This is a genomic window from Cohnella hashimotonis (assembly GCF_030014955.1).
Lineage (GTDB): Bacteria > Bacillota > Bacilli > Paenibacillales > Paenibacillaceae > Cohnella > Cohnella hashimotonis.
On the sequence record NZ_JAGRPV010000001.1, the window covers coordinates 5,915,603 to 5,936,480 of the forward strand.

Genomic DNA, 20,878 nt, shown 5'->3' on the forward strand with positions numbered 1-20,878 from the left:
CACGGCCACCTCACTCGGTAGGGGTATTCATCGCTTTAACGCTCCAGCGCCGGTCCTGAGGCAAAATGTCCGCGAAGCGACGACGGACGGTCTCGCCGGGAAAAATGAGAAATCCGTCTTCCAGCGGCCGGACAACCGGGTGGTTGCCGCCGTCTTCAGGCGTCGTGCCGCTAATCCTCACCCATAGAGCGACCGTCTCTCCCGTATTACGGACTGCGACAGTCGTTCCGCCGTCTTCCTCTTTCGTCTCCCATTCCAGGGAAGTCGCAGGCAAAGAAAGAAAGGCTTGCAGCGGCGGCTCCTCGTCCCGTTCCTTGACGGCGAAGGCATATTCGTTGTCCGCCAACGCCCGCCGATCCGCGGCGCCGATCGCGCCAAGCGTGACGAATACGGCGGCAGCCCGGGGAATCTGAAATTCAACGGTGCCGGCAAAAGCGGTCGGGTTCGTCATATTGCGCAGCGAATAGGAGCCTTCGGATAGGATGCCGCCTTTCTCGTCCCTTGCCGCCCATGCCACCGTGAGATCGTCCGCCTTCCTGCCATCTGCCGTTACGTAGATCGATCCTCTAAACGTATCGCCTGGCCGATAGGAAATGCCGTCATACTGAAGCGAGACGTGCAAATTGCGATTCGCCTTTGCCACCCAGCTATAAGCTAGCTTCGGGTTGCCGTAGTAGTCGATCGCACTCGTGCAGGATACGTTCGGATACGGTTCGTTCAGCTGCCACAGCAGGCTTCCGCTGCAGTGCGGCGCCCGCCTGCGGTTCGCTTCGACGGCGTACCGGATGCCTTCCGCCTGCAGCCACTGCGACGCCATGACCATCCGTTCGAACGTACCGAAATTCGAGCCGAACAGGCTTTGCAGCTGGTCGTCCATATTCCAGTATTCATAGCCATGCAACAACCACTCCACCGACCCTGCATGCCCGGCTTCCATCCGATGCGCCGGCATGAAGCGTGCTATGCTTTCGATCGAAGCAAAGCCGTCCCCGCCATATTCGCTGTGCAGCAGCGCATCGCTCCGGTTATACAGCCGGTAATGCCCGGTCTCCCCCGCATATTTCCACGGTCCGTGCACGTCGTACATCTTGTCTTTGCCGGCGTGGGCCTCTTCCAGGAAAAAAGTCGGGCCTGTAGGCGAAGTGGGCAGGTAAAGCCTGGTCTCGTCGAGGTCGGATACCAGATCCCGAAGCAGGCGCAGGTTCGTCTGCCTGTCGGTGAGCGGCACCATCTGGCTGTCCAGATGCCCGCCCTCCGTCAACTCGTTGCCGCCGCACCAGATGGTCAGGGACGGATGATTGCGTTTGTCGCGAATGACCTGCCGCATCGTATGCGAGACGGTATGGAGAAAGGCGGGGCTTGCGGACGGCTCATTATTGAAGCCCGAGCTGGACTGCATCATCTCCTGCCAGACGAGAATGCCCGCTTCGTCGCACAGCCTGTAAAAGAAGTCCTTCTCGATCAGACCGCCGCCCCACACGCGAAGCATGTTGACGTTGGCCCGTTTGGACAGCGCGATCAGGTGCCGTACCTGGTCCTCGCGATCCCTGCCGTACAGCTGATCGGCGGGCACCCAGTTCCATCCCTTGATATAGATCGGCTCTCCGTTCACGGCCACCGTGAACGCCAGCGCATCGGAGGGAGCGCCGGGGTTGGCGCGGAACGACAGCGTGCGGAAGCCGATATGGCACTCATGATCGTCGGAGGAGCAATACCCGCCTTCAGAATCGTCGACCTCAAGCCGCAGGTTCAGCCGATACAGCGGCTGCTCTCCATAACCGTTGGGCCACCACAGCCGCGCATCCGGAACCGTAATTCGCTGCCTGACCGTCTGCAAGCCGGGAACCGCTTCACCTTCATAGCTGGCCGCCCCGGCGATCCGGCCGCCAGGTTCGTACAGCTCGGCCGTTAGCCGGAACCGTCCCGACCGTACGCTGTCGATCGCGGCGCTCACCGTCGCTTCGCCGCTTCCGTCCGCCCCGGGAACCGCTTTGACCCTGACGTTGTCGAAGCGGCTCCATTCCGATATTTGCAGGCTGACGCCCTTCCAGAGTCCGATATGCACCAGCCTCGGGCAGAAATCCCACCTGTAGCCGAACCTGCTTTTCAGATGGTCCACCTGCTGCGTGTAGCCGAGCTGCGCCACCCCGTCCGGCGATCGCTCCACGACCACGACCAGCGTATTGCGCTCGCCGTACCGCAGCGATGCCGACAGATCGAATTGGCCGGGAACGAACATCCCCGTATGACTGCCTATTCGCTCGCCGTTAAGCAGCACCTGCGCCGAATGATCGACGCCCTCGAGCACCAGCGCGATCCGTTTGCCCTTCCACGACGCTTCGGAGGTAAAAGAAGTTCTGTACAGCCAATCCCGCTGGTTCACCCATTCGCATGCCGGCGCGTTCGCGCCATAATACGGGTCGGGCAAGTAACCCGCGCGGTGCAAATCCCAATGGACGCTTCCCGGCACTTCGGCCGGAATCCAGGGGACGATCCCCTTGAGCTGCACGCCCACTTCCATGCTTCGCCCGAATGCCCAGAAGCCGGGGTACGATCCGGTCAATTCCCAATTTTCCGTCAGATCGATGCGCATCGGTTAACGCTCCCTATTCAGTCCAAACCATAGCTTCAAGGTTACGATTTCCTTGGGCTTCGCCGTGATGCGCAGCATGTTCCCCTGCTCGACCTGGATCGTACCGACGGTCTGCTCATCCAGATTCGTCCGCTCCGCCTTGATCACAGGGTCCGCGGGTTGAATGCTCCCGCTCGATTCGTTATTCGCGCTGTTCCACAACCGGATGATCCAGGCGTCGGCATCGTCTTCGGCCCGCTTGCAGGCGCTGACGATCAGATCGGAGCCCGTCAGATTCAGGTAAGCATGCCGGGCGGGCAGGTTGCTGTCGCGTCTGTGCAGCGTTTCGAAGGCGACCGGTCCCGGCTTCCGGTTCACGGCCCGAATGCCGAGCGAAAACTGCTGCTGATCGGCGAGCAAGTCGCCCCATGAGGTGTCGGCGGGATTAAACGGCCGGAACGCATATTCGAATTCCAGTCGTCCCAGCAGTTGTCCGCCGTCGCCGCCGTCGCTCATCACCTCGTCCCTCGTGCTCCGGTATAGCGTAAGCGCCGCCGTCCGCGTCCGGTCGTTGCGCAGCTGCGCTTCATAAAGCCCCTTGCTGTAAATTGCGAATCCATGCCGTTCGCTCCGAATGGCCAGCAGCCCGTTCGAAGGCACGATCCCGCTGTCCTTCTCGATATGACGGCTATAATCCGGCAGCTGTACGCTTCGCTCGACGAGATCGAACGGTGTGCCCGTATAATAACGGTCGCTGTCTACGCGCGTCGGGAACAGCAGCTTGAGGCGGTGGTCGCGTACGCCGTTATCGACGACCGTGCGGCAGCGGATGACCGTGTCGTCCTTGCGCAGCGTGATATAGGTCGTGACCGGCAGGCCGATCCGCTTGTCCGAGCGCTTCGTTCGGTCCGAAGCGATCTCTTCCGGCACTTCCAGCTGCAGCGCCAGGCGCAGACAGGTTTCCAGCGGCCCGTCGTGCACGATGGACACCGACGCGTGGCCGACCGTGGAGCTTACCGTCTCGTTGCCGACCGGCGCGATATACTGCCAGCCGTCCCCGATGTCGGCCTGATCCTCGAGGGCCAGCAAACCCTCCGTTTCATAGCCGGTCTCCAGATCGCGCAGCGACAGCGTGCCGTTCGCCGCGACCTCCAGGCGAAGCTTGCCGTTTTCCCATACGTTCGGCGCTGTCTGCTGACTGCCGACATAACGCACGGGCTCCGCAGCCCGGCGGAATGCGTATTCCCCTTTGCCCGGCAGCTCCGATGCTTGCATATCGACGGTGTAGGTCGTATAACCGAACGCCGGAATGTCTCCTTTTAGCGCGACGGTGATCCTGTCGACCTGCTCCCCGCGCGGAATATCGCGATAGGGACGCCATCTTCTCATGCTTTGCTTCTTCACGCCGACGACCTGGAATGGCACCGCTTCGCCTTTCGAATCCAACAATCGGAAATTCGTGCCGCCGATCTGCGGAGAGATGGCGGGCACGGCCGAATTGAGCGGCAGCTCCAATTCGACTTGAACCACGCCGTCTACCGGGCGCTGCGACGAATTGAACAGCACGACGGCGTGCCGGCCCTCCAATGCGGACTCCGCGATATGCCCCGACACATAATTGAACGCTTCGGTCAGCATGCCTTCCCCGAGCGAACGGCTCTGGGCAAAGCGATACAGCATATCCTCGTGCACCGGCGTGATCGAGCATCCGCATATCGAGTCGTGCGGATGGTTCTCAAGCAAATGCTTCCAGGCTTGATCGAGAAAGGCTTTCGGGTAAGGGCGGCCTTCCCGCGACGCAAACGAGCTCCACGGCTCCGCCCACCCGGTCAGCAAGTTCTCGCAGTGCTGATTGTGCTGCTTGAGATGAACGCGGGACGAAAGAACGTTCGCCAGCACCATGTTATTGACGCCATTATAGCCGGGCATGCGCTGCTCGCCCTTGAACACTTCAAGCTCGCCGATCCGGGCGCGCAGCGCTGCGACATAATCTTCGATCGTGCTATGCGCCCACGCCACGCCCGGCGTCCTTTCGTTTAACCGCCCGAGCATCCATCCCAGGTTCGGTTCGATCTCGATATGATCGCAGCCGTCGAGACTGAGGGCAATGTCCGTCGTCGCGCGTTTAGCCTTGTAGTCGAGCATCGCTTCGGCGCGCTCGATCAGCTCTTCCTCCTCGTACTGAAATCCCCGGTCCACGAACGGCCAGCGCAGAAAGAAGTAAAAGTCGCTGTACGATCGGTCTTCGTCCAGCTTCAAGCCAAGCAATCGGCTGCCGTCGGCGCCTTCCCACCACAATTCCGCAGGATCCGCGTTGCCGTAAAAGCCGCGGAACAAAACCGCATTATCGATGCCGAACCCTTGGAAAATTTGCGGCATCTGGCTGTTGTGCCCGAAAATATCGTTCACGTAGCCCGACTTCATCGGCTCGAACCCCATCTGACGCGATTGCCGGAAGCCGGTCAGCAAGTTGCGCACAAGCGACTCCCCGCTCACGAGAAATTCGTCCGGCATCACGTACCAAGGTCCCGCGGTCAATCTGCCCTCCCGCAAATGCTTCAACAGCTCTTCTTTTCGTTCCGGGCGTATTTGCAGGTAATCCTCGATCATGATCGTCTGGCCGTCCAGCATGAAGTGACGATAAGAGGCGTCCTCCCGCAGACGTTCCAGTAATTCATCCATCATATAGACGAGCCGCGTTCGGAAGCTTTGGTAGTCCTGGTACCATTCCCTGTCCCAGTGCGTATGAGAGACGACGAATACTTTGCCGAGCTGCTTGCTCTGTTGCTGTAGGGTCATTCTCCGTATTCTCCTATCCTCTTTTAATACTTGGGCTTCGTTTTATTTTTCTGAAGCTCGTTGACTTCGTCGACGATCTTCTGTCCGCCGGCCTTCAAATACTTGTCGATGGCCGTATCCCATTCCTGCTCCGTCACTTTGTCGTTGATAATCGCGCCGTCGACGACCGATTGCAGGTAATCGGTGTACAGCTGCGCGCCCTGCTCGACTTCAAGCGGAGAAAAGACGGTCGGATTGCGGTATTCCGGATATTGAACGGCATTGTACGCCTCGAACTTGGCTTTGGCATCCGCGAAGGCTTCGCCGACGCCGGAGCCCTCATAAGTCGCTTCGATCGTATCCCAATCCAGCGCTTCGGACATCGGCTGCAGGAACTTCAGCGGCTCGATCTGACCGGTTTTATAATCCGCTTCCTTCTCGTCTTCTCCCAGCAGCACCTTCTTGCCGTCTACCACGTTGTAGGTCTTGCCTTCGACGCCGTATCTTCTAAAATCGCTGCCTTCCGTAAGCGTCCAGTTGAGCACGCGGAAGAATCCGTCCGGATCGGACATTTTCGCGTTCACGTACATGCCTCTGTCCCAAGCCCCGAACGGGCGAATGCCGCCCATCGCGCCGTCCGGGCCTTCCAGCGGCGGGAGAATGCCGATCTTCGCTTCCGGATGCGTCTTCTTCAAGGTCGAGTAGATCTCCGGACCGTAACCCCAGTTGATGCCGAGCACCGCCGCCTGGCCGGAAGTGAACTTTTGCTTGGCATGATCCCAGTTTTTCGCCATCAGAAATTCCTTGTCCAGCAGTCCCTTGGCTCTCAGGTCTTTCAAGTAAAAATAGTATTCCTTCATCTCTTTCGTCAGATAGAAAGGAACGATCGTATTCGGATTTTCTTTGTCCTCTCCGGTGGCCGGTCCCCAGCCGAAATGCGTGAAGCCGAAGGAGGTCGACAGCGCGCCGAGTCCCCAGATCGTATCCTGGGCGGTCAGCGGAATCATCTTGGCGTCGCTTTGCTTGATTTTGGCCAAGGCATCTTCCAGCTCTTTAACCGTCTTCGGTTCCGGAATGCCGAGCTTCTCGAAGATGTCCTGGCGATAGTACATAAAGATCGGAATGAGCGGATTGGATACATTGGGAATAAAATAAATATTGCCTTTGTCGTCCGTCAGCGTATCCCATACCGATTGCGGCACGGCTTCCTTGATGGCGGGGTATTTATCGAGGTATTCGTTAATTCGCAAGAAGGCGCCCTGGTCCTGCATATCCTTGAACTTCTTGTCCGTCGGCCCCGCTGCCCAGAACACGTCGGGAATGTCGCCGGAAGCGATGACGGTCATGATTTTCTGGTCGTATTCGGTTACGGGTATGATCTGTACGTCGATTTTCGCATTGGCTTTCTCGAACATCTCTTTTTCGTAGGCTCCGCCTTTCGTATAGGTGGCCGCCCCCCACACCGGCCGGACATAACTGAACTTGGCCGACTCTTCTTTACTTCCCGCAGTCGCGCTTGCCGTCTGACTTCCTCCCTGCGTCGAGCTCGATTCGCTTGCTTTTCCGTTTTCTTTGTTGCCCGAGCAAGCCGCCAGCATGGTCGCAATCATCGTCAAGACAAGCAGTATAATTCCGCGCTTACGCATTGCACGACACCCCTTCGCCAATTGTTTTATATGAAAAATCCTGACGGATCTCCCAACGCACTTAACCTTTCACGGAGCCCAGCATGATGCCTTTTACGAAATACTTCTGGAGAAACGGATAGACCAGCAGGATCGGTACGATCGAGAAAATGATGGCCGCCGCTTTGATGTTCTCGGGCGTCAGCATGATCTTGGTCGCATCTTGCCCGATTACGGCCGTTACCCCTCGCGTATTGAGGGCGTTCATATCGATGACGATGGAACGAAGCAGCACCTGAAGCGGCCATTTCGTATTGTCGTTCAGGAAAAACAAGCCGGTAAAAAAGTCGTTCCAGTGGCCCACCGCGTAGAAAAGGCCGATCGTCGCGATTGCCGGCTTCGAGAGCGGAATGATCATTTTCCACAAGATGCCCATATCGGAAGCCCCGTCGATCCGCATGGCCTCCTCCAGCTCCTCCGGGATGCTCCAGAAGAAATTGCGCATGAGAATCAGGTTAAAAGGAACGACCATGCCCGACACGACCAGCACCCAGATGTTATTGAGCAGGTGCAGTTCCTTGAGCAGCATGTAGGTCGGGATCAGCCCTGCCCCGAACAGCATCGGGAAGATGCAGATCCATAGCAGAAATTTGTTGCCCGGCAGCGCCGTTTTGGACAGCGAGTAAGCGCCGGTTATCGTAAAGGCCAGATTGCACAGCGTTCCTGCGACCGTCGCAAAGACGGTGACGGAAAACGACTTCAGCAAGATGGAGGTCGAAAAAATATACTCGTAGGCCGCAAAGGTAAAGCTGTAAGGCATGATCATGAGCGGGTGCTTAAAAATCGCGTCCGCCTCGCTGAACGACATGGCGAACACATTCAGAATCGGTAGCAACGTTACGAGCGCCATCGCCGTCAATGCGAGATAGATCAAGGTCTGCACCCAAACCGGATTGCGGTCCAGGCTTTTGGGGCGGTTGATGAGCGCTAATTCATTCGTTTCAGCTTGAACCGGCGGATTTACCACAGCGACTTCTCTCCTGTCCGTCGAATGATATGATTGGCCGACACGATCAAGATCGCCGCGATCACGCCTTTAAAGAGGCCTACTGCCGTGGCTAATCCATAATTCGCTTCCAGCAATCCGACGCGGTACACGTAAGTGTCGATAATGTCCCCGACGCTATAGACCACCGGATTGGACAGGATCAGGATCTGCTCGAATCCGGCATCCAGAATGCTTCCCAGTTGAAGAATGAGCAGCATCGCGATCATCGGCCGAATCCCCGTCAGCGTAATATGCCAAATCTGCCGGAGCTTGCTCGCCCCGTCTATTTTCGCGGCTTCGTACAGATGGGGATCGATGCCGGTCAACGCAGCCAGGTAGATGATCGCCGCCCATCCGAACTCCTTCAGGATGCCGGTGACGACGACGAGCGGACGGAACAGATCCGGGTTGGCCGACAGATTGATCGCTTCGATGCCGATCTTCTCCAGCAGCAAATTAATGATGCCGGACGGGCCGACGACATTGTAGATAATGCCTCCGAATATGACCCACGACAGAAAGTGAGGAAAATAGGCGATCGTCTGAATGCTTCGCTTGAACCACATGACGCGCACTTCATTCAGCAGCAAGGCGAAGAGGATTGGAACGGGAAAACCGAAAATAATTCTGTAAAAGCTGATCAACACCGTATTGCGGATGAGTTCGGGGAACTTCACGGAGGAGAACATCGTCTCGAAATTTTTCCACCCGACCCAGGGGCTATCCCCGATACCCAAAAACGGTTGAAAGTTTTTGAAGGCGATGACAACGCCGTAGAAGGGAATATAGCTGAACAAGATAAAATACAACAGCGTGGGCGTCAGCAATAAGTAAAAGTATCGCCATTTCCAAATCGTCCGCAAATGCCTTCCCCCAGACTCGAAATATGTATCCGCTTTCTTTCAGCAACATCATAGTATACATATTGTCTTATGTCAATATTAATTTTGTTATATTTATATCATACATTTAACTTAGATCGAGCAATTCAGCTTATCCTGATTGCGTCTGTAATAGCATAATGTTATATTACTTTATAATACCTTTTGACGAGAGGAATATGTCCTTGACCTCTGATAATCAGCCTTTATACCTCCAAATAAGAGATATGCTTAGGGAAAAAATCAATCTGGGCGTATTGAAGCCGGGGGATCAAATTCCAACCGAGTCGGAGCTTGTCCTGCAGCACGGCGTCAGCCGCATAACGATCAAGAGCGCACTGAAGATGCTTGTCGAAGACGGCCTGATCTATCGGATCGCAGGGAAAGGCACATTTGTGTCCGACCCCGATTCTTCCGAGCCGATCCCGATCGATGCGAATGCCCCCTATAAAAAAGTGGGCTTTCTCAGTCCGCTCGCCAACGACGAGTTTTCGATGAAGCTGCTGCTCGGCGTGCAGGAAGCATGCAAGGAACAGAATTTGATCCTGATCGTCCGGTCCGCCTCGACGCAGTTCGAGGAACAAGAAGGCATTCGATTCCTGCGCGCAGCCGGCGTCGACGGGCTGCTTATCTTTCCTGTAGACGGCGAAGCCTACAGCGAGGCCGTATTAAGTTTAAAAACGGAGGGCTTCCCATTTGTCCTCATCGACCGCTATCTGCCGGGCATCAAAACGAATGCCGTCTATTCCGACAATTTTGCCGGCGGAAGCATGGGCACCGAATTTTTGGTGCAAAAAGGCCATCGCCAAATCGGGATCATATCGGGCACCAAATCCAAAACGTCCAGCTCCGAAGACCGCTTCTCCGGGTATTTGGATATGGCCAAAAAAGCCGGGCTCAAAATCGAACCCGCGCACTGGCTGACCCGTATTGACGAGGTCACTTATATGGACCCCAATATCGGTCGTGATATGATTGGAAAGTGGCTTGAATCCCAACCCGAGATTACGGCCATTTTTGCTTTTTCAAGCGCCATCGCTCTTTATGTAGCGGATGTAGCGGCGATGATGGGCAAAAAGGTGCCCGAGGAGCTTGCCATTCTTTCCTTCGACGCTCCCCCGATCCGCGATTTTCAAGGGTGCTGGTTCACCTACATCGAGCAGCAGGAAGATAAAATGGGCGAAGAAGCGATTGGCTTGCTGCTAGCGGCCATCGAAGATCCCGCCATCAACCGGCAGATCGTCATTCCCGTTAAGGTGAACGAAGGACGGACGACATAAATCATCACGGAACAAACGAACCGCCCCGCCGAGCTTCCAAGCGCTGCGGCAGGGTGGTTTTTTGCTTTGTTAGGATTGGAGGCCAGCCAGCATTTTGGCCAAAACCTGCGCGCCTTCCGCCCGGGTCAGCTTTTCTTTGGGCGCGAAGCGGTTATTTCCGCGTCCGTCAAGGAAGCCCAGTTCCCGCGCTTTATGCGCTGCGTTTTGTGCCCACACGCTAATCTGAGCCATGTCGGCAAAAGAATCCGCAGCTGCGACTGCCCCCTCCTTTCCCTTCCGGTATTCGTAAGCGCGAATGGCGATCGCCGCCATCTCTTCGCGCGTGATCGTATCGTTCGGCGCAAATAACGCCGCGCTGCGTCCAAGCACGATGCCGGCCTCGTATACGGCGGCGACGCTGTCCGCATACCACTTCGCGGCGTCGACATCATTAAATGTCGCGTTATTTACGGCCTTTAACGTCAATGCGCGCGCGATCATGGCCGCGAATTCCGCTCTCGTGATGTTGCCTTGCGGATCGAACCGCGTATCGGAAACCCCTTCAATCACATGTTTGGCAACCATATTTTTAATCGCTTCGCCGGCCCAGAAGCCCGCGCTCACATCCGAAAACGATTTATCATATGCCAGCACCGCATAATGGGCTGCATGATCAACTTTAAAAGCCATGACGCCGTTGCTTAATGTTCCGCCGATATACGTCATCGTTCCGTCCGCAGCCACTTCGTACGCGCCTAACAAGCCCGGATTCGCATCCGGATTGACCTTCAACGTGAGCGTTAACGGCTCCGCCAAGGCGGTTACCGGCAGGACCGAGCCGTCGCCGGCAACGACGTTCAGCTGAAAATCAATGACGTCGCTGGCCGCAGCTACATGAACCGATCCCTTATTTAAACCTTGAACGATCGTCGCAACCTTCTCGTCCGGAATATTGGCTGCCGAGATACGGATCTGCGCGCCGTTGGCCTGCGAGCCGGTAGCGGCGCCCTGGATGCTTTGCAGCTGCGCCTTGGAGAACGAGATCGTCATATGGTTTTGCGCGATTTGCAAACGATTCGAACCGATAAGGTCGGCTATGTTCGTCGGGAGCAGCACAGATTCCTTATTTTCCATCACTTGAATGCTGATCAGGCCATCCTTTGCATTTTTTAGGTCCGCTTCCGTAACCGTTTGTTGTTTGCTTGCGACTACAGGCGCCGTCGGCGGGATCTCCGGCGCAGGCTTGCCGACCAGCTTCATATCGGCCCAATTCGCCTGGTCGTCGCCATTGCCCATCCACATGAGCTGTCCCCATACGTCGCCGCTGAGCTTGCGAGTCGCGAGCATGCTCATCCCCACGAGCCGGTCATTGTCCGGAACGAAAGGCGTCGTTTGCAAAGCGTCCCACGGGATCGCCATCTCGAGCACGTACTTGTGCGCCTCCGGATCAATCGTAGATTGAATAGCCGCATCGGTTAACGGATATTGTTGCACCCCTCCGTCCTCTCCCTGCCTCATAAAGACATGCGGCTGCGAATCCGGTCCGCCGGCCGTGAACAGGACTGCATAATCGCCCGACCGGTAGGCCGCCCCCGACTTGTTGCGGTCGATATCAAGGAAGAGCATCGATGCCGTCGAGCTGAACATATTGGCGCCCGTCTCGGTAAACAGGAACTCGCTGTCTTCCCGCTGCTCCAGTACGTACAGATTTTTGTCGTCCCACTTCAGCCGATACTTGGCGTTTATGGTCCCCGTATTCCCCCACAACGCGCCATAGCGCAGCAGATCCGGGTCGCGCTGATTAATGACGATGTCCTTCGCGTCGCTCCATTCGCTTTCATTCACGACACCGTCTACCGTAATCGGCGAGGACGCCCAATTGCCCGCATAGACCGGTTTAACGAAGTTGATATTGATCGGCAGCATGTAATCGACTCCGATCTCGCCTGCCGACAGACGTATCGGCTGCTGCGGCGAAGAAGAGGCAATATCCGTATTCGGCGTGACCTGGACGCGAATCGTTCGCGTCTGATGCGGCTGAATCTCCAGGTTATTGTCCGGAAAAGCGATCGCCAGCTCCGGTTCGCTATCGCCGGATAGCGTCAGCCTGTGGAGCATGCCGCCCCAGCCCCGTCCATAATGATCGCCGATTTTGACATAGACGGATCCGACATCGCCCTGATAGCCGCCGACCGGATAGCTGCGCTCCCTGTTGTTCGTGCTTCCCTCTACGGCGCTGTCCGGTTCGTAATCTACAACGTTCCAATTCGTTCCATCGGAGGACAAGGAAACCTCAAACCGGTTGGACAAAGCCAATTTTAATACAGGGTTGCCCAGGTCCTGCGGCACGGGGATCTTGTATACGAAGTAGTTGGTTCCATCTGCGTAACGCGCCCCTCCGGATATCGCCGAGCCCGCGTTTTCGACCAGGTAGTCTCCCTCTGCAGCCGATTCCGGAACGAAAGACAAGGTATCCTTCACGGTCGGAAGAATCGACATCGCCACTTGATGCGCTGCCGTATCGCGATTCGTCACGGCCAGCTCCAGGGCTTTCGTCTCTCCAGGCTGGATGTTCAAGGTATCGTTCGCGCGCACGATAAACGGCGCAATGCGCTCTTCGTAACTAAGCGTGAAGCTGTACATAACGGGACCGTACCCTCTCGAAGGGTCCGCGTTTGTCATTTTCACGTAGACTTCGCCGTCGGCATTCGCGTATTGGGCCAGATTGCCGATCCTTCGTACGCCTTTATTCGCGCCTCCGACGACCGGTTCTCCGTTGTCATCCAGGTCCGCCCGGAAAAGCTCCGTCCAGGCCGCATCGTCGCCGGAGACGCTGATGACGTAGTTGTTCGCGATCTCCAGCATCAGGCTGGCTTGCGGATATTGACGGACGTCGAATTTATAAACAAGCTCCTGATCGTGGTCCGTATATCTAAAATCGGGGTGCTGGCCGCCGGTATAACGGACTTTATAGGCGGCGTCACGATCATTCTGATTCGTCTCCACGCGCTTCTCTGCAAAGTCGACCGGCGAAGAATCGGGTACCGGTGTGCTCGACCACCGAACACGAATGGTCACGCCTTGCTTCTGATGATCGTGCCGGATCAGCAGCGTCCTCGAGCTGTTCTCCCATTCCGTCGATACGGTTACGGGTTCGTTTGCGGCATCCGTTGCCGTCACCGTCTCCGGATACAGCCCGGCAGGCGCGCCCAGTCTGGCGCTCGCACGGGAATTCGGCGTACCGGCCAGCTTGTAGCCGGTTTCCGTCGCGCTTTCCACGACATCCGTCAGGTCGCCGCTAGCGAACAACACCTCAGGCTTAACCGCATCTCTGTCATTGATGTCGTACAGCATCGCATTGGTACGGGGCTGCATCTCCGTCATGCCTGTAACAACCTGCAGCCGGTCGTCGAACAGATCGATGTAGGCGCCTTGCAATTGCAATTGCTCGGGCCGATCCATCACTTGAATCGTCGTATACGGTCCGCGGACGGACTTCAACAGATTCGCCTCGGCGTACGTTCCGCCCGCTTGCTCCACCGCATATTTCGCAATATCGCGGATGAGCTGGGAAGCCACCGGGCTGGAAGCAAAGTAATCGGGCGATACGCCAACGACGATGACCTTGCCTTGCTCGACCGCTTGCTCATAAGCAACGGACCGGCCGTTCGCCGCGTACAGCGAAGTCGCGCCGGGGCCCAGCTCCGCCGAGGTCACCGTAAATCGCTTCGGAACGTTGATCGAGGAACGCCCGCCGAATGCGCCGATCCCGCCCGAGGCTTGCAGCGCGACATCGTTCGCACCGTCGGAAGCTCGCTCGCCCGTTACATTTAACGCAAGCTTGTTCCATAGATCCTGCTTCGGCGAAGACAGATTCTTCTCCGTCCACCACTCGTTTAATTGGTCCGTACTGCCGGAGCCCCCGGTGTACACCAGAACGCCGCCGGCCTTCACCCAGTCGCGTAAAGCGTCGTTCACCTTAGCGCCCGTGCCGTTTCCGGCACCCGCGTTGCCTTCGATCGCTTTCCAATCGTCATAGCTGACGAACAACACCTTCGTATCGGCCAAAGCATGCGGCCTGGTCAACGTTTCCGCCGGAATCACCTGCAGCGGTATGCCTTTGGCCACCAAGGGAACCATCGGGCCGTAGAAGGACGGGACTGCGCCTACGGTCGACATTTGCGAGATCGTATCCGAATACAAGATGCCGATCCCCTGCGTACCGGCCTCGATCGTTGCGGATTTGTCGTACATATCCTGCAGCGCCCGGTACACATTGGTTTGGATCGTCTTATAAGTCCCCGGCGCCTGCGCAAAGCCGCGCTCCGACCACGGCACGACTTCAAACTGTTTGAATTGCGGCTGCATCAGCTGCGCGGCAATGGTCGTTTTATAAAACTGCTCGTACTCCGTCCAGCTATATCCCGGCGTATCGGCCTTCGGGTCGGCCAACGCGTACAGCTGCTTGCCGTCATCGTCCAATTTTAAATGGGCAAAAGAAGAGTAATCGATGTAAGCGGATTCAAAAACCCGCCGTTCGCTCGTCCCGTTCGTCGGAACCGGCACAAGCGCGGTATCGCTCCATACCTGCGCAATATAACCGTCGATCGTCGGGATGTTGTAATAGTCATAGTTTGACGTCGTGATCCCGTACATGAGGTAGCTGATCGCCGTATGCGAGGCCACCAATACTTTGACGTCCGGATCGTACGCCTTGATTCGTTCGGATACTTCTTTAAGCGCACGATAGCACAAATATACTTTGAGCTTTTGCGATTTGAACTCCGCTTCCTTCGAGGAAGAAGGATCCACCCAATTTTCCCGGTAATAAGCCAGCCACTCTCGTTTAAACGCGTCGGAATAGCCGGATTTGATGAACACGTCCGGCTCCTCGAACACAATCCGTCTGGCGCCTGCATCAATACTCGTCTTCGCCATGGAATAAATGAAGTTATTCCAATTCTCCGTCGGCACCATATAAGGGACATCGACGCTGGTCGAGTGGGTGATGAGATTCCCGCTCTTATCCTTCTGAATTTCGTCCTCGTGTTCTACGCCGTCATAGAGCCCCCGTTTGTAATAATTCATGTCCCGATTTAAAGCCATCATCACATCCACTTGATATCCCCGGTTAGCCCAAGCCGAAACCTTCGACTGGATCGACGCAGGCTCGCCTACATAAACCATCACCGAATCCGCCAATACGTGGGCGCTCTCATTGTCCCCTGCCGCCGCCGTCTGGAATGTCGTACGCACGACCGGCGGGTCGGTCACGGGATCCGTTGCCGCATAAGCAGGTACAGACCCCGCCATTGTTAGCGCTACCAAAAAACTCAACATCTTTTTCTTCATCACACACCTCCGAAGGATAAATTCAAGTTCAAGCATATTATTACATAACAAAATATATCTTTTAGATTTGTATTATGTCAATATAAAATAATATTGATGTACGGCACTGTCCGTCGTATGTGCTTGTCTTGTCTGGTCTGGTCTGGTCTGGTCTGGTCTGGTCTGGTCTGGTCTGGTCTGGTCTGGTCTGGTCTGGTCTGGTCTGGTCTGGTCTGGTCTGGTCTGGTCTGGTCTGGTCTGGTCTGGTCTGGTCTGGTCTGGTCTGGTCTGGTCTGGTCTGGTCTTGGACTGCGCTCGGGCGGTTTGGTCGAAATACCTGCAACCATACATCTTTTTCGTCTATGTGGCCCCATTTCAGAGAGAATACCTGCAAATATACATCTATTTCGTTATCTCATGCGATTGCCGCTTCCTTTTTCGAGATTTACCTGCATATTTGCAGGTATTTCATCGAGCGCCGCTGCTCGGCAGAAAATAGATGCACAATTGCAGGCTTTGTGATCTGCATCCCCTCCGGGAGACTTCATTCATCCGAAGCGCGCGCAAAAAAACCAACTCCCGACCGGGGAGTTGGCTTTGGATCTGGCGTTGTTCTATCTCATTATAACGAAGCCCACACTTTTTCCAGCCACGCATCAAAATCAGCGCCTCTTTCGCCTTCATAGGCGTCATAGACGTCGAGTCTCATCTTCTTCAGCTTCTCTTTAAATTCTTCAAAGGAATGGCCAGCAGGCAAGCTTTTTTTAATGCGCACCAGGATTTTGTTGACGCCCTTGATCAAATCGCCCGTTTTCCGAGTCGGCGGTTGAACGTCTTCGCCCCACTGCTTAAGCATACGGTACGCGGCCTCTTGAACGAGGTAGACCGTGTCGTTGTTTAATCTGTGCTTGAGCACATCGATCGTTTTAGGCGTGTTCCACTGACCCAGCTCTTCTACCGCTTTCAAACGTTCTCTCCAGCTGGACGTCCGATTCGCGGCTCCTTTCAGCTCTTCATAATTCGGAGGCAGCTCTTTATTTGCTTCATCTATGCTCAATCGAATCCATCCCGTCCATTGTAATTGTAAGCGCAAGTTGGCACGCACCCTGCTCTATATAGTATAGGCTTCGTTTCTAACAAGCAACACGCTGCGCCCTAACCAACGATCCATTCGATCTCCTCAATGCCGATTACTTCAATTTCATTACAATAGAACTTAAATGTATCCTCGTTTTCAAAGTCCCTGACCAGATACTTTATAGCGTCCCAGCCCCGATCCGCAATATCCAATATTTCAAAACCGCTCAATTGAATGACAGTCCCATCCGCAGACAAATGAACGCTGCCTAATTTCTTAAAACAAATGGTGACCATGTATTTGGGAGCATCGCTATATTTGGGTACCAAGACAAAGTTAATGATCAGGCTCGCATGGTTGTGTTCATCGAATAAATGAACCGTATCGATTTCAACCTTATAATTCAAAGCTGTGACAAATTTCAAATCCCCAATGGTAAAATCATTTATCTTTGCGGTTATTAATTCAACGTTTTTAATTCCTAACATCAGTTCTCCCCTCCTGATAAAAATGCACTTGTGCGAATGAGTTGTTCTTAATATTTACATCGCTGAGGAGGTCCTGAATAAAGTTGTTCCGCCAAATAAAAAGAGCGCCCCATCAAGGACGCTCTCCAGCTCCATACATGCGCTCCATAGATGCATTCCATCATGCACTCCGCACATTTCCTACGCTCCGTTTGTCTCCCGCAGCCGAATCAGCTTGCCCGCGCCCGGTTCGAGGCGGATCGTCACCGAAGGCGCCTGATCAAAGACAATAATCGATTCGGCCTGATTATCGTGACTGAGGTTGACCACGAACAACGAATCGGGCTCCCCGTCGGCGGAGAAGCAGCCCGCGACGACCGGGTCCCCTTCCAGCCCGGCCACCGGTCCGAAGGACGGCAACACGCGCTCGACGCCGTCCGGAATCTCCCCGCGCACGAGAATGCCTTCCGGCCGCAAAGACTGCAGCACCTGACCGACGACGGCCAGCTCTTCGTTGATTCGCTTGACGCGGTCGTACTGTTCGGTTCTGGAGCCGTCCTTGCGGATGAGCGCTTCCCCGAACGTCTCGTTGTTCCAATCGTCGGGCGACCAGTAGGTGAAGTATTGGATTCCCACGGCGCCGAAGGCGAGACTCAGATTGACCTGCCAACGCAGCTCCGCTTCATTCGGTTCCCTGTATTTGCCGTTGAACGACAGCGTCTGAATGAAAAGCCAAAACGGCACGTCGTGCCGGCGGCACGCTTCGCTAATCGACCATAGGTTCGCAAAGTAGTCCGGTTTGTTCTTATTCATGAGCAAAGGATAATGGTCGTACGACAACACTTTCGGCTTAAACGTGCTGAGGAATCGCTCCACATAATCCGCGTATGTATCCGTTCCCCACATCGGCGGCTTCGCATAGGTGGGCAGCAAATTGACGTACGCCAGGCCGTCGGGCACATGCGCGTAATAGTTGTCGGCAAGCGCGGCCAACCGTTCGAATTCTTCGGCGCCCGGTTCGTCGAAGAATAAGTGCCCCATATAGGCGGGATGCGCGGAATAAGGAGCGACGAGCGGTCCCATTTCCGATAACTCGGACAATGCCAGGTTTTTTACTCGCGGATCGCTGACCAGGTACTTGAGGCCGTTCGCCTCGGCGCAATCGAGCGCCTTGATCACCGTCTCTTCGCCATCCTCGATTTCCCTGAATCCGATTACAAAAGTAAACCCGCCGTCGCGGATCTCCTTGTATCGCTCGACGGAAATCTCGGATGCCGGAGGCGGCACCCACATTCCGACCGGAAAAGTTTGCGCGCCGACAAAATCAGCTTTGCTCATGCCCCGTTCCCCCTGCCTACATATAGTGGATTTGCGACCTGTACTGCGCAAGCAGCGCCCGGTTGTAATCGTCCCCGCCGTCCCGATTGCCCGACATGAACACCGGCGGCGTCATGCCCCGTTCGACCAGCAGCCGCAGCGTCTCCGAGATGACCGCGTGCATCATCGTAATGCCGGTAACCGTGGAGATCGCGCCTGTCTTGACCGGCAGTCCCGCGATATCCAGCACCGCGTCCCCTTCCGGGCACATCAGATCCAAGACGAGATCCGCGACCTCGAACAGGCGAAGCCCGCTGGCATGCCGGCTCGTTACGGCCCCGGAGTATGCCATCGAAGTCAACGCGACGACGGATATGCCCCGGTCCCGCGCCCATACGGCCATCTCGACGGGAACGTCGTTGCGTCCGGACACCGAAGCGATAAACAGGACGTCCCCCGCCCGGATCGGCGAGCCGGACAATACCGCTTCGGCGATGCCCGATATTCGTTCATATTGGCTCGTGAGCGTGACCGGACGAACGTCCAAAGTCATGCCCGGCAGCAGGATCGGATTCATGAGCAGAAACCCGCCGGCCCGGTAATACACCTCCTGGGCGAAGATGCTGGAGTGGCTGCAGCCGGTAATGTAAATCGACCGCCCGTCCGCCACCTTGTCCGCGAGCAGCGCCGCGACGGCGGTCATCGCCTCGCGCTGCTCGCTTTGAATCCGCCGTACCGCCTCGGTTACGCACTCGCAGTATTCCGCGATCGGGTCCATCTCAATGTCCCGTCTCTTGGTAGCGCAGCATCTGCGTTTCGTTAAACTTGTCGCTGCCGGGGTTATTGATCGACTTGAGCACGGTCGGCTTGATCCCCCGCTCCAGCAGCAGTTGGACCGTCCTGGCTTCGATCGCCCACATGATGACGGCCGAAGAGATGCCCGAAGCCGGACAGATCGGCGCGTCCATGTCCGGCACCTCGATCATGGCGTCCAGCGCGGGCGCGCAGTTGTCGATCGCCAGGTCGGCCAGCTCGAACAGCCTTTTGCCGGTGGAGTGATCGCTCTTCAACAGCCGCGAGTAAGTCAGGCTCGTCAGCGCGATGACCGTGACGCCCAGCTGCCGGGCTTCGAACGCGAGATCCACGGGAAATACGGTCTTGCCCGATACGCTCCCGATGACAAGAACATCGCCGGGCTGGACGTTGCTCGACTTTAACGCATACCTCATCAGACCTTCGAGGCTGCGGTCCTTCTCCCCGTCCTCGGGACGCTTGCGGACATCGTTGTCGATCTCGAACTTCATGGAGAGCCGCTTGAAGCTGTACAGCCCGCCCGCTCTATCGATCAATTCGCTGTCCAGCATGTGACCGGTGTCGAATACATGAAGACCACTTCCCCGCTCGACCGCATCGGCGATAATGGCCGACGCCTGATCGATGACCCGGCTTTGCGTTTGCTCCACACGCTGAATTAATTCGTTAATCTTCTGAAAGTAGACTTGCTTGAGATCGAACGGTTGTGCAAGGATAACCATGCGCCTCCCCGGAATAGAGTAACAGTTCGGAATACGCCAAACCTTTCGATTTCTTTCGATCATTTATTATTTTATTATATTTCCCTGATTTTACACCTGTCAATTTATATATTTATTTCATCATTCATTGTGGATCGCAAGCTTTTGATATAAAATCATTCATAAATCCGTCCGTATATCGCAACACGCAAGGAGAGATCGCCGATGTTCGCTTCGCAAAGAAGAGACGAGATCTATAAGCTGGCCCAGGATCGTCAATTCATCTCGGTTGCCGAACTCAGCAGCATGTACCAGGTATCCGAAGTCACCATCCGGTCCGACCTCAAGCTGCTCGAGCAGCAGGGTAAGATTACGAAAAACTACGGTGGCGCGTCCATCCTGAGGGAAGACGTGCAGCCGCTTTCCACGACATCTCAATTATTGAGCGACATCAAGGCGGCGATCGCGCACGAGGCATCCGCTTTGATCGAAGAAGGCGACAGCCTCTTCCTCGATTCCAGTTCGACGACCATTCTAATGGCGGACGCGATTGCCCGGATGAGCAACGTGACGGTCATTACCAACTCGATCCCGATCTTCGACAAGCTGAAGGAATACCGCAACGGAACGGTGATCGGCATCGCCGGTACCCTGAGTCCGTACACGCAGTCGTTCGTCGGCCCATTCGCCGAAGAGATGATAGCCAAGCTCAGGGTAAGCAAAGCCTTCATCGCGCCGAAGGGTCTTCTGCCGGAAGGGCTGCGGGATACGAGCGTGCAGGAGGCGGCCATTCGCAACAAAATGATCGCGTCCGCCGATAAGGTTGTCGTGCTCGCGGACCATAGCAAATTCAACAACGAGAACGTTGTCTTCAGCATCAGCAGCTTCGACAAGGTTCGGCACGTGGTAACGGATCAAACGCCGATCGAGCCGTTCATCCACTTTTTTCAGCAGAAGGGCATTGAGGTTCGGGTCGCTAACCTGACTTAGGCGGAGGATGGATGGCCG

13 protein-coding genes are annotated in these 20,878 nt (G+C 55.8%); 2 read left to right on the forward strand and 11 right to left on the reverse strand.

Going from position 1 to position 20,878, the window contains the following annotated elements; translation table 11 throughout:
- Nucleotides 1-10 precede the first annotated feature (10 nt).
- From KB449_RS23845 to KB449_RS23865, 5 genes are all read right to left on the reverse strand, one after another.
- A complete protein-coding gene (locus KB449_RS23845; RefSeq protein WP_282910743.1) occupies nt 11-2,593 on the reverse strand; it encodes a glycoside hydrolase family 2 protein in 2,583 nt (860 codons plus the stop codon).
- 3 nt (nt 2,594-2,596) lie between these two features.
- Nucleotides 2,597-5,371: an alpha-mannosidase gene (locus KB449_RS23850; protein WP_282910744.1), complete on the reverse strand. Its 2,775-nt coding sequence runs from the start codon at nt 5,369-5,371 to the stop codon at nt 2,597-2,599.
- Between the two features lie 23 nt (nt 5,372-5,394).
- Entirely contained in the window at nt 5,395-6,996 is a 1,602-nt protein-coding gene (locus KB449_RS23855; RefSeq protein ID WP_282910745.1) for a type 2 periplasmic-binding domain-containing protein, read from the reverse strand.
- A gap of 61 nt (nt 6,997-7,057) precedes the next feature.
- Complete coding sequence (locus KB449_RS23860) at nt 7,058-8,002, reverse strand: carbohydrate ABC transporter permease (protein WP_282910746.1); 945 nt, start codon at nt 8,000-8,002, stop codon at nt 7,058-7,060.
- Nucleotides 7,996-8,886 (reverse strand): ABC transporter permease, encoded by an 891-nt coding sequence (locus KB449_RS23865; RefSeq protein ID WP_282910747.1) that lies wholly within the window; start codon nt 8,884-8,886, stop codon nt 7,996-7,998. Before KB449_RS23865 ends, KB449_RS23860 begins: the two co-directional genes overlap by 7 nt.
- Before the next feature lie 197 nt (nt 8,887-9,083).
- On the opposite strand from KB449_RS23865, the gene KB449_RS23870 reads away from it, so the two are divergent.
- Nucleotides 9,084-10,184 (forward strand): GntR family transcriptional regulator, encoded by a 1,101-nt coding sequence (locus KB449_RS23870; protein ID WP_282910748.1) that lies wholly within the window; start codon nt 9,084-9,086, stop codon nt 10,182-10,184.
- A gap of 69 nt (nt 10,185-10,253) precedes the next feature.
- Here KB449_RS23870 and KB449_RS23875 read toward each other — a convergent pair whose 3' ends face one another.
- From KB449_RS23875 to KB449_RS23900, 6 genes are all read right to left on the reverse strand, one after another.
- On the reverse strand, nt 10,254-15,515 hold the full coding sequence (locus tag KB449_RS23875) for an S-layer homology domain-containing protein (RefSeq protein WP_282910749.1): 5,262 nt from the start codon (nt 15,513-15,515) through the stop codon (nt 10,254-10,256).
- 601 nt (nt 15,516-16,116) lie between these two features.
- A complete protein-coding gene (locus tag KB449_RS23880; protein ID WP_282910750.1) occupies nt 16,117-16,551 on the reverse strand; it encodes a HEAT repeat domain-containing protein in 435 nt (144 codons plus the stop codon).
- 98 nt (nt 16,552-16,649) lie between these two features.
- Nucleotides 16,650-17,060 carry a hypothetical protein gene (locus KB449_RS23885; protein WP_282910751.1) on the reverse strand — a complete coding sequence of 137 codons (411 nt, stop codon included), beginning with the start codon at nt 17,058-17,060 and terminating at the stop codon, nt 16,650-16,652.
- A 180-nt stretch (nt 17,061-17,240) separates the two neighbouring features.
- Nucleotides 17,241-18,377, reverse strand: a complete 1,137-nt coding sequence (locus KB449_RS23890) for a beta-galactosidase (protein WP_282910752.1) — start codon at nt 18,375-18,377, stop codon at nt 17,241-17,243.
- Between the two features lie 16 nt (nt 18,378-18,393).
- A complete protein-coding gene (locus KB449_RS23895; protein ID WP_282910753.1) occupies nt 18,394-19,134 on the reverse strand; it encodes a sugar isomerase domain-containing protein in 741 nt (246 codons plus the stop codon).
- 1 nt (nt 19,135) lies between these two features.
- On the reverse strand, nt 19,136-19,891 hold the full coding sequence (locus KB449_RS23900) for a sugar isomerase domain-containing protein (protein WP_282910754.1): 756 nt from the start codon (nt 19,889-19,891) through the stop codon (nt 19,136-19,138).
- Between the two features lie 204 nt (nt 19,892-20,095).
- On the opposite strand from KB449_RS23900, the gene KB449_RS23905 reads away from it, so the two are divergent.
- Nucleotides 20,096-20,860: a DeoR/GlpR family DNA-binding transcription regulator gene (locus tag KB449_RS23905; RefSeq protein ID WP_282910755.1), complete on the forward strand. Its 765-nt coding sequence runs from the start codon at nt 20,096-20,098 to the stop codon at nt 20,858-20,860.
- The last annotated feature ends 18 nt before the right edge of the window (nt 20,861-20,878 follow it).

Bases quoted from the DNA above. Each gene is read 5' to 3' on its own strand.
- KB449_RS23850 (WP_282910744.1), bottom strand. From the start codon at position 5,371: ATGACCCTACAGCAACAGAGCAAGCAGCTCGGCAAAGTATTCGTCGTC.
- KB449_RS23855 (WP_282910745.1), bottom strand. From the start codon at position 6,996: ATGCGTAAGCGCGGAATTATACTGCTTGTCTTGACGATGATTGCGACC.
- KB449_RS23870 (WP_282910748.1), top strand. From the start codon at position 9,084: ATGTCCTTGACCTCTGATAATCAGCCTTTATACCTCCAAATAAGAGAT.
- KB449_RS23895 (WP_282910753.1), bottom strand. From the start codon at position 19,134: ATGGACCCGATCGCGGAATACTGCGAGTGCGTAACCGAGGCGGTACGG.
- KB449_RS23875 (WP_282910749.1), bottom strand. From the start codon at position 15,515: ATGAAGAAAAAGATGTTGAGTTTTTTGGTAGCGCTAACAATGGCGGGG.
- KB449_RS23900 (WP_282910754.1), bottom strand. From the start codon at position 19,891: ATGGTTATCCTTGCACAACCGTTCGATCTCAAGCAAGTCTACTTTCAG.
- KB449_RS23890 (WP_282910752.1), bottom strand. From the start codon at position 18,377: ATGAGCAAAGCTGATTTTGTCGGCGCGCAAACTTTTCCGGTCGGAATG.
- KB449_RS23905 (WP_282910755.1), top strand. From the start codon at position 20,096: ATGTTCGCTTCGCAAAGAAGAGACGAGATCTATAAGCTGGCCCAGGAT.
- KB449_RS23885 (WP_282910751.1), bottom strand. From the start codon at position 17,060: ATGTTAGGAATTAAAAACGTTGAATTAATAACCGCAAAGATAAATGAT.
- KB449_RS23845 (WP_282910743.1), bottom strand. From the start codon at position 2,593: ATGCGCATCGATCTGACGGAAAATTGGGAATTGACCGGATCGTACCCC.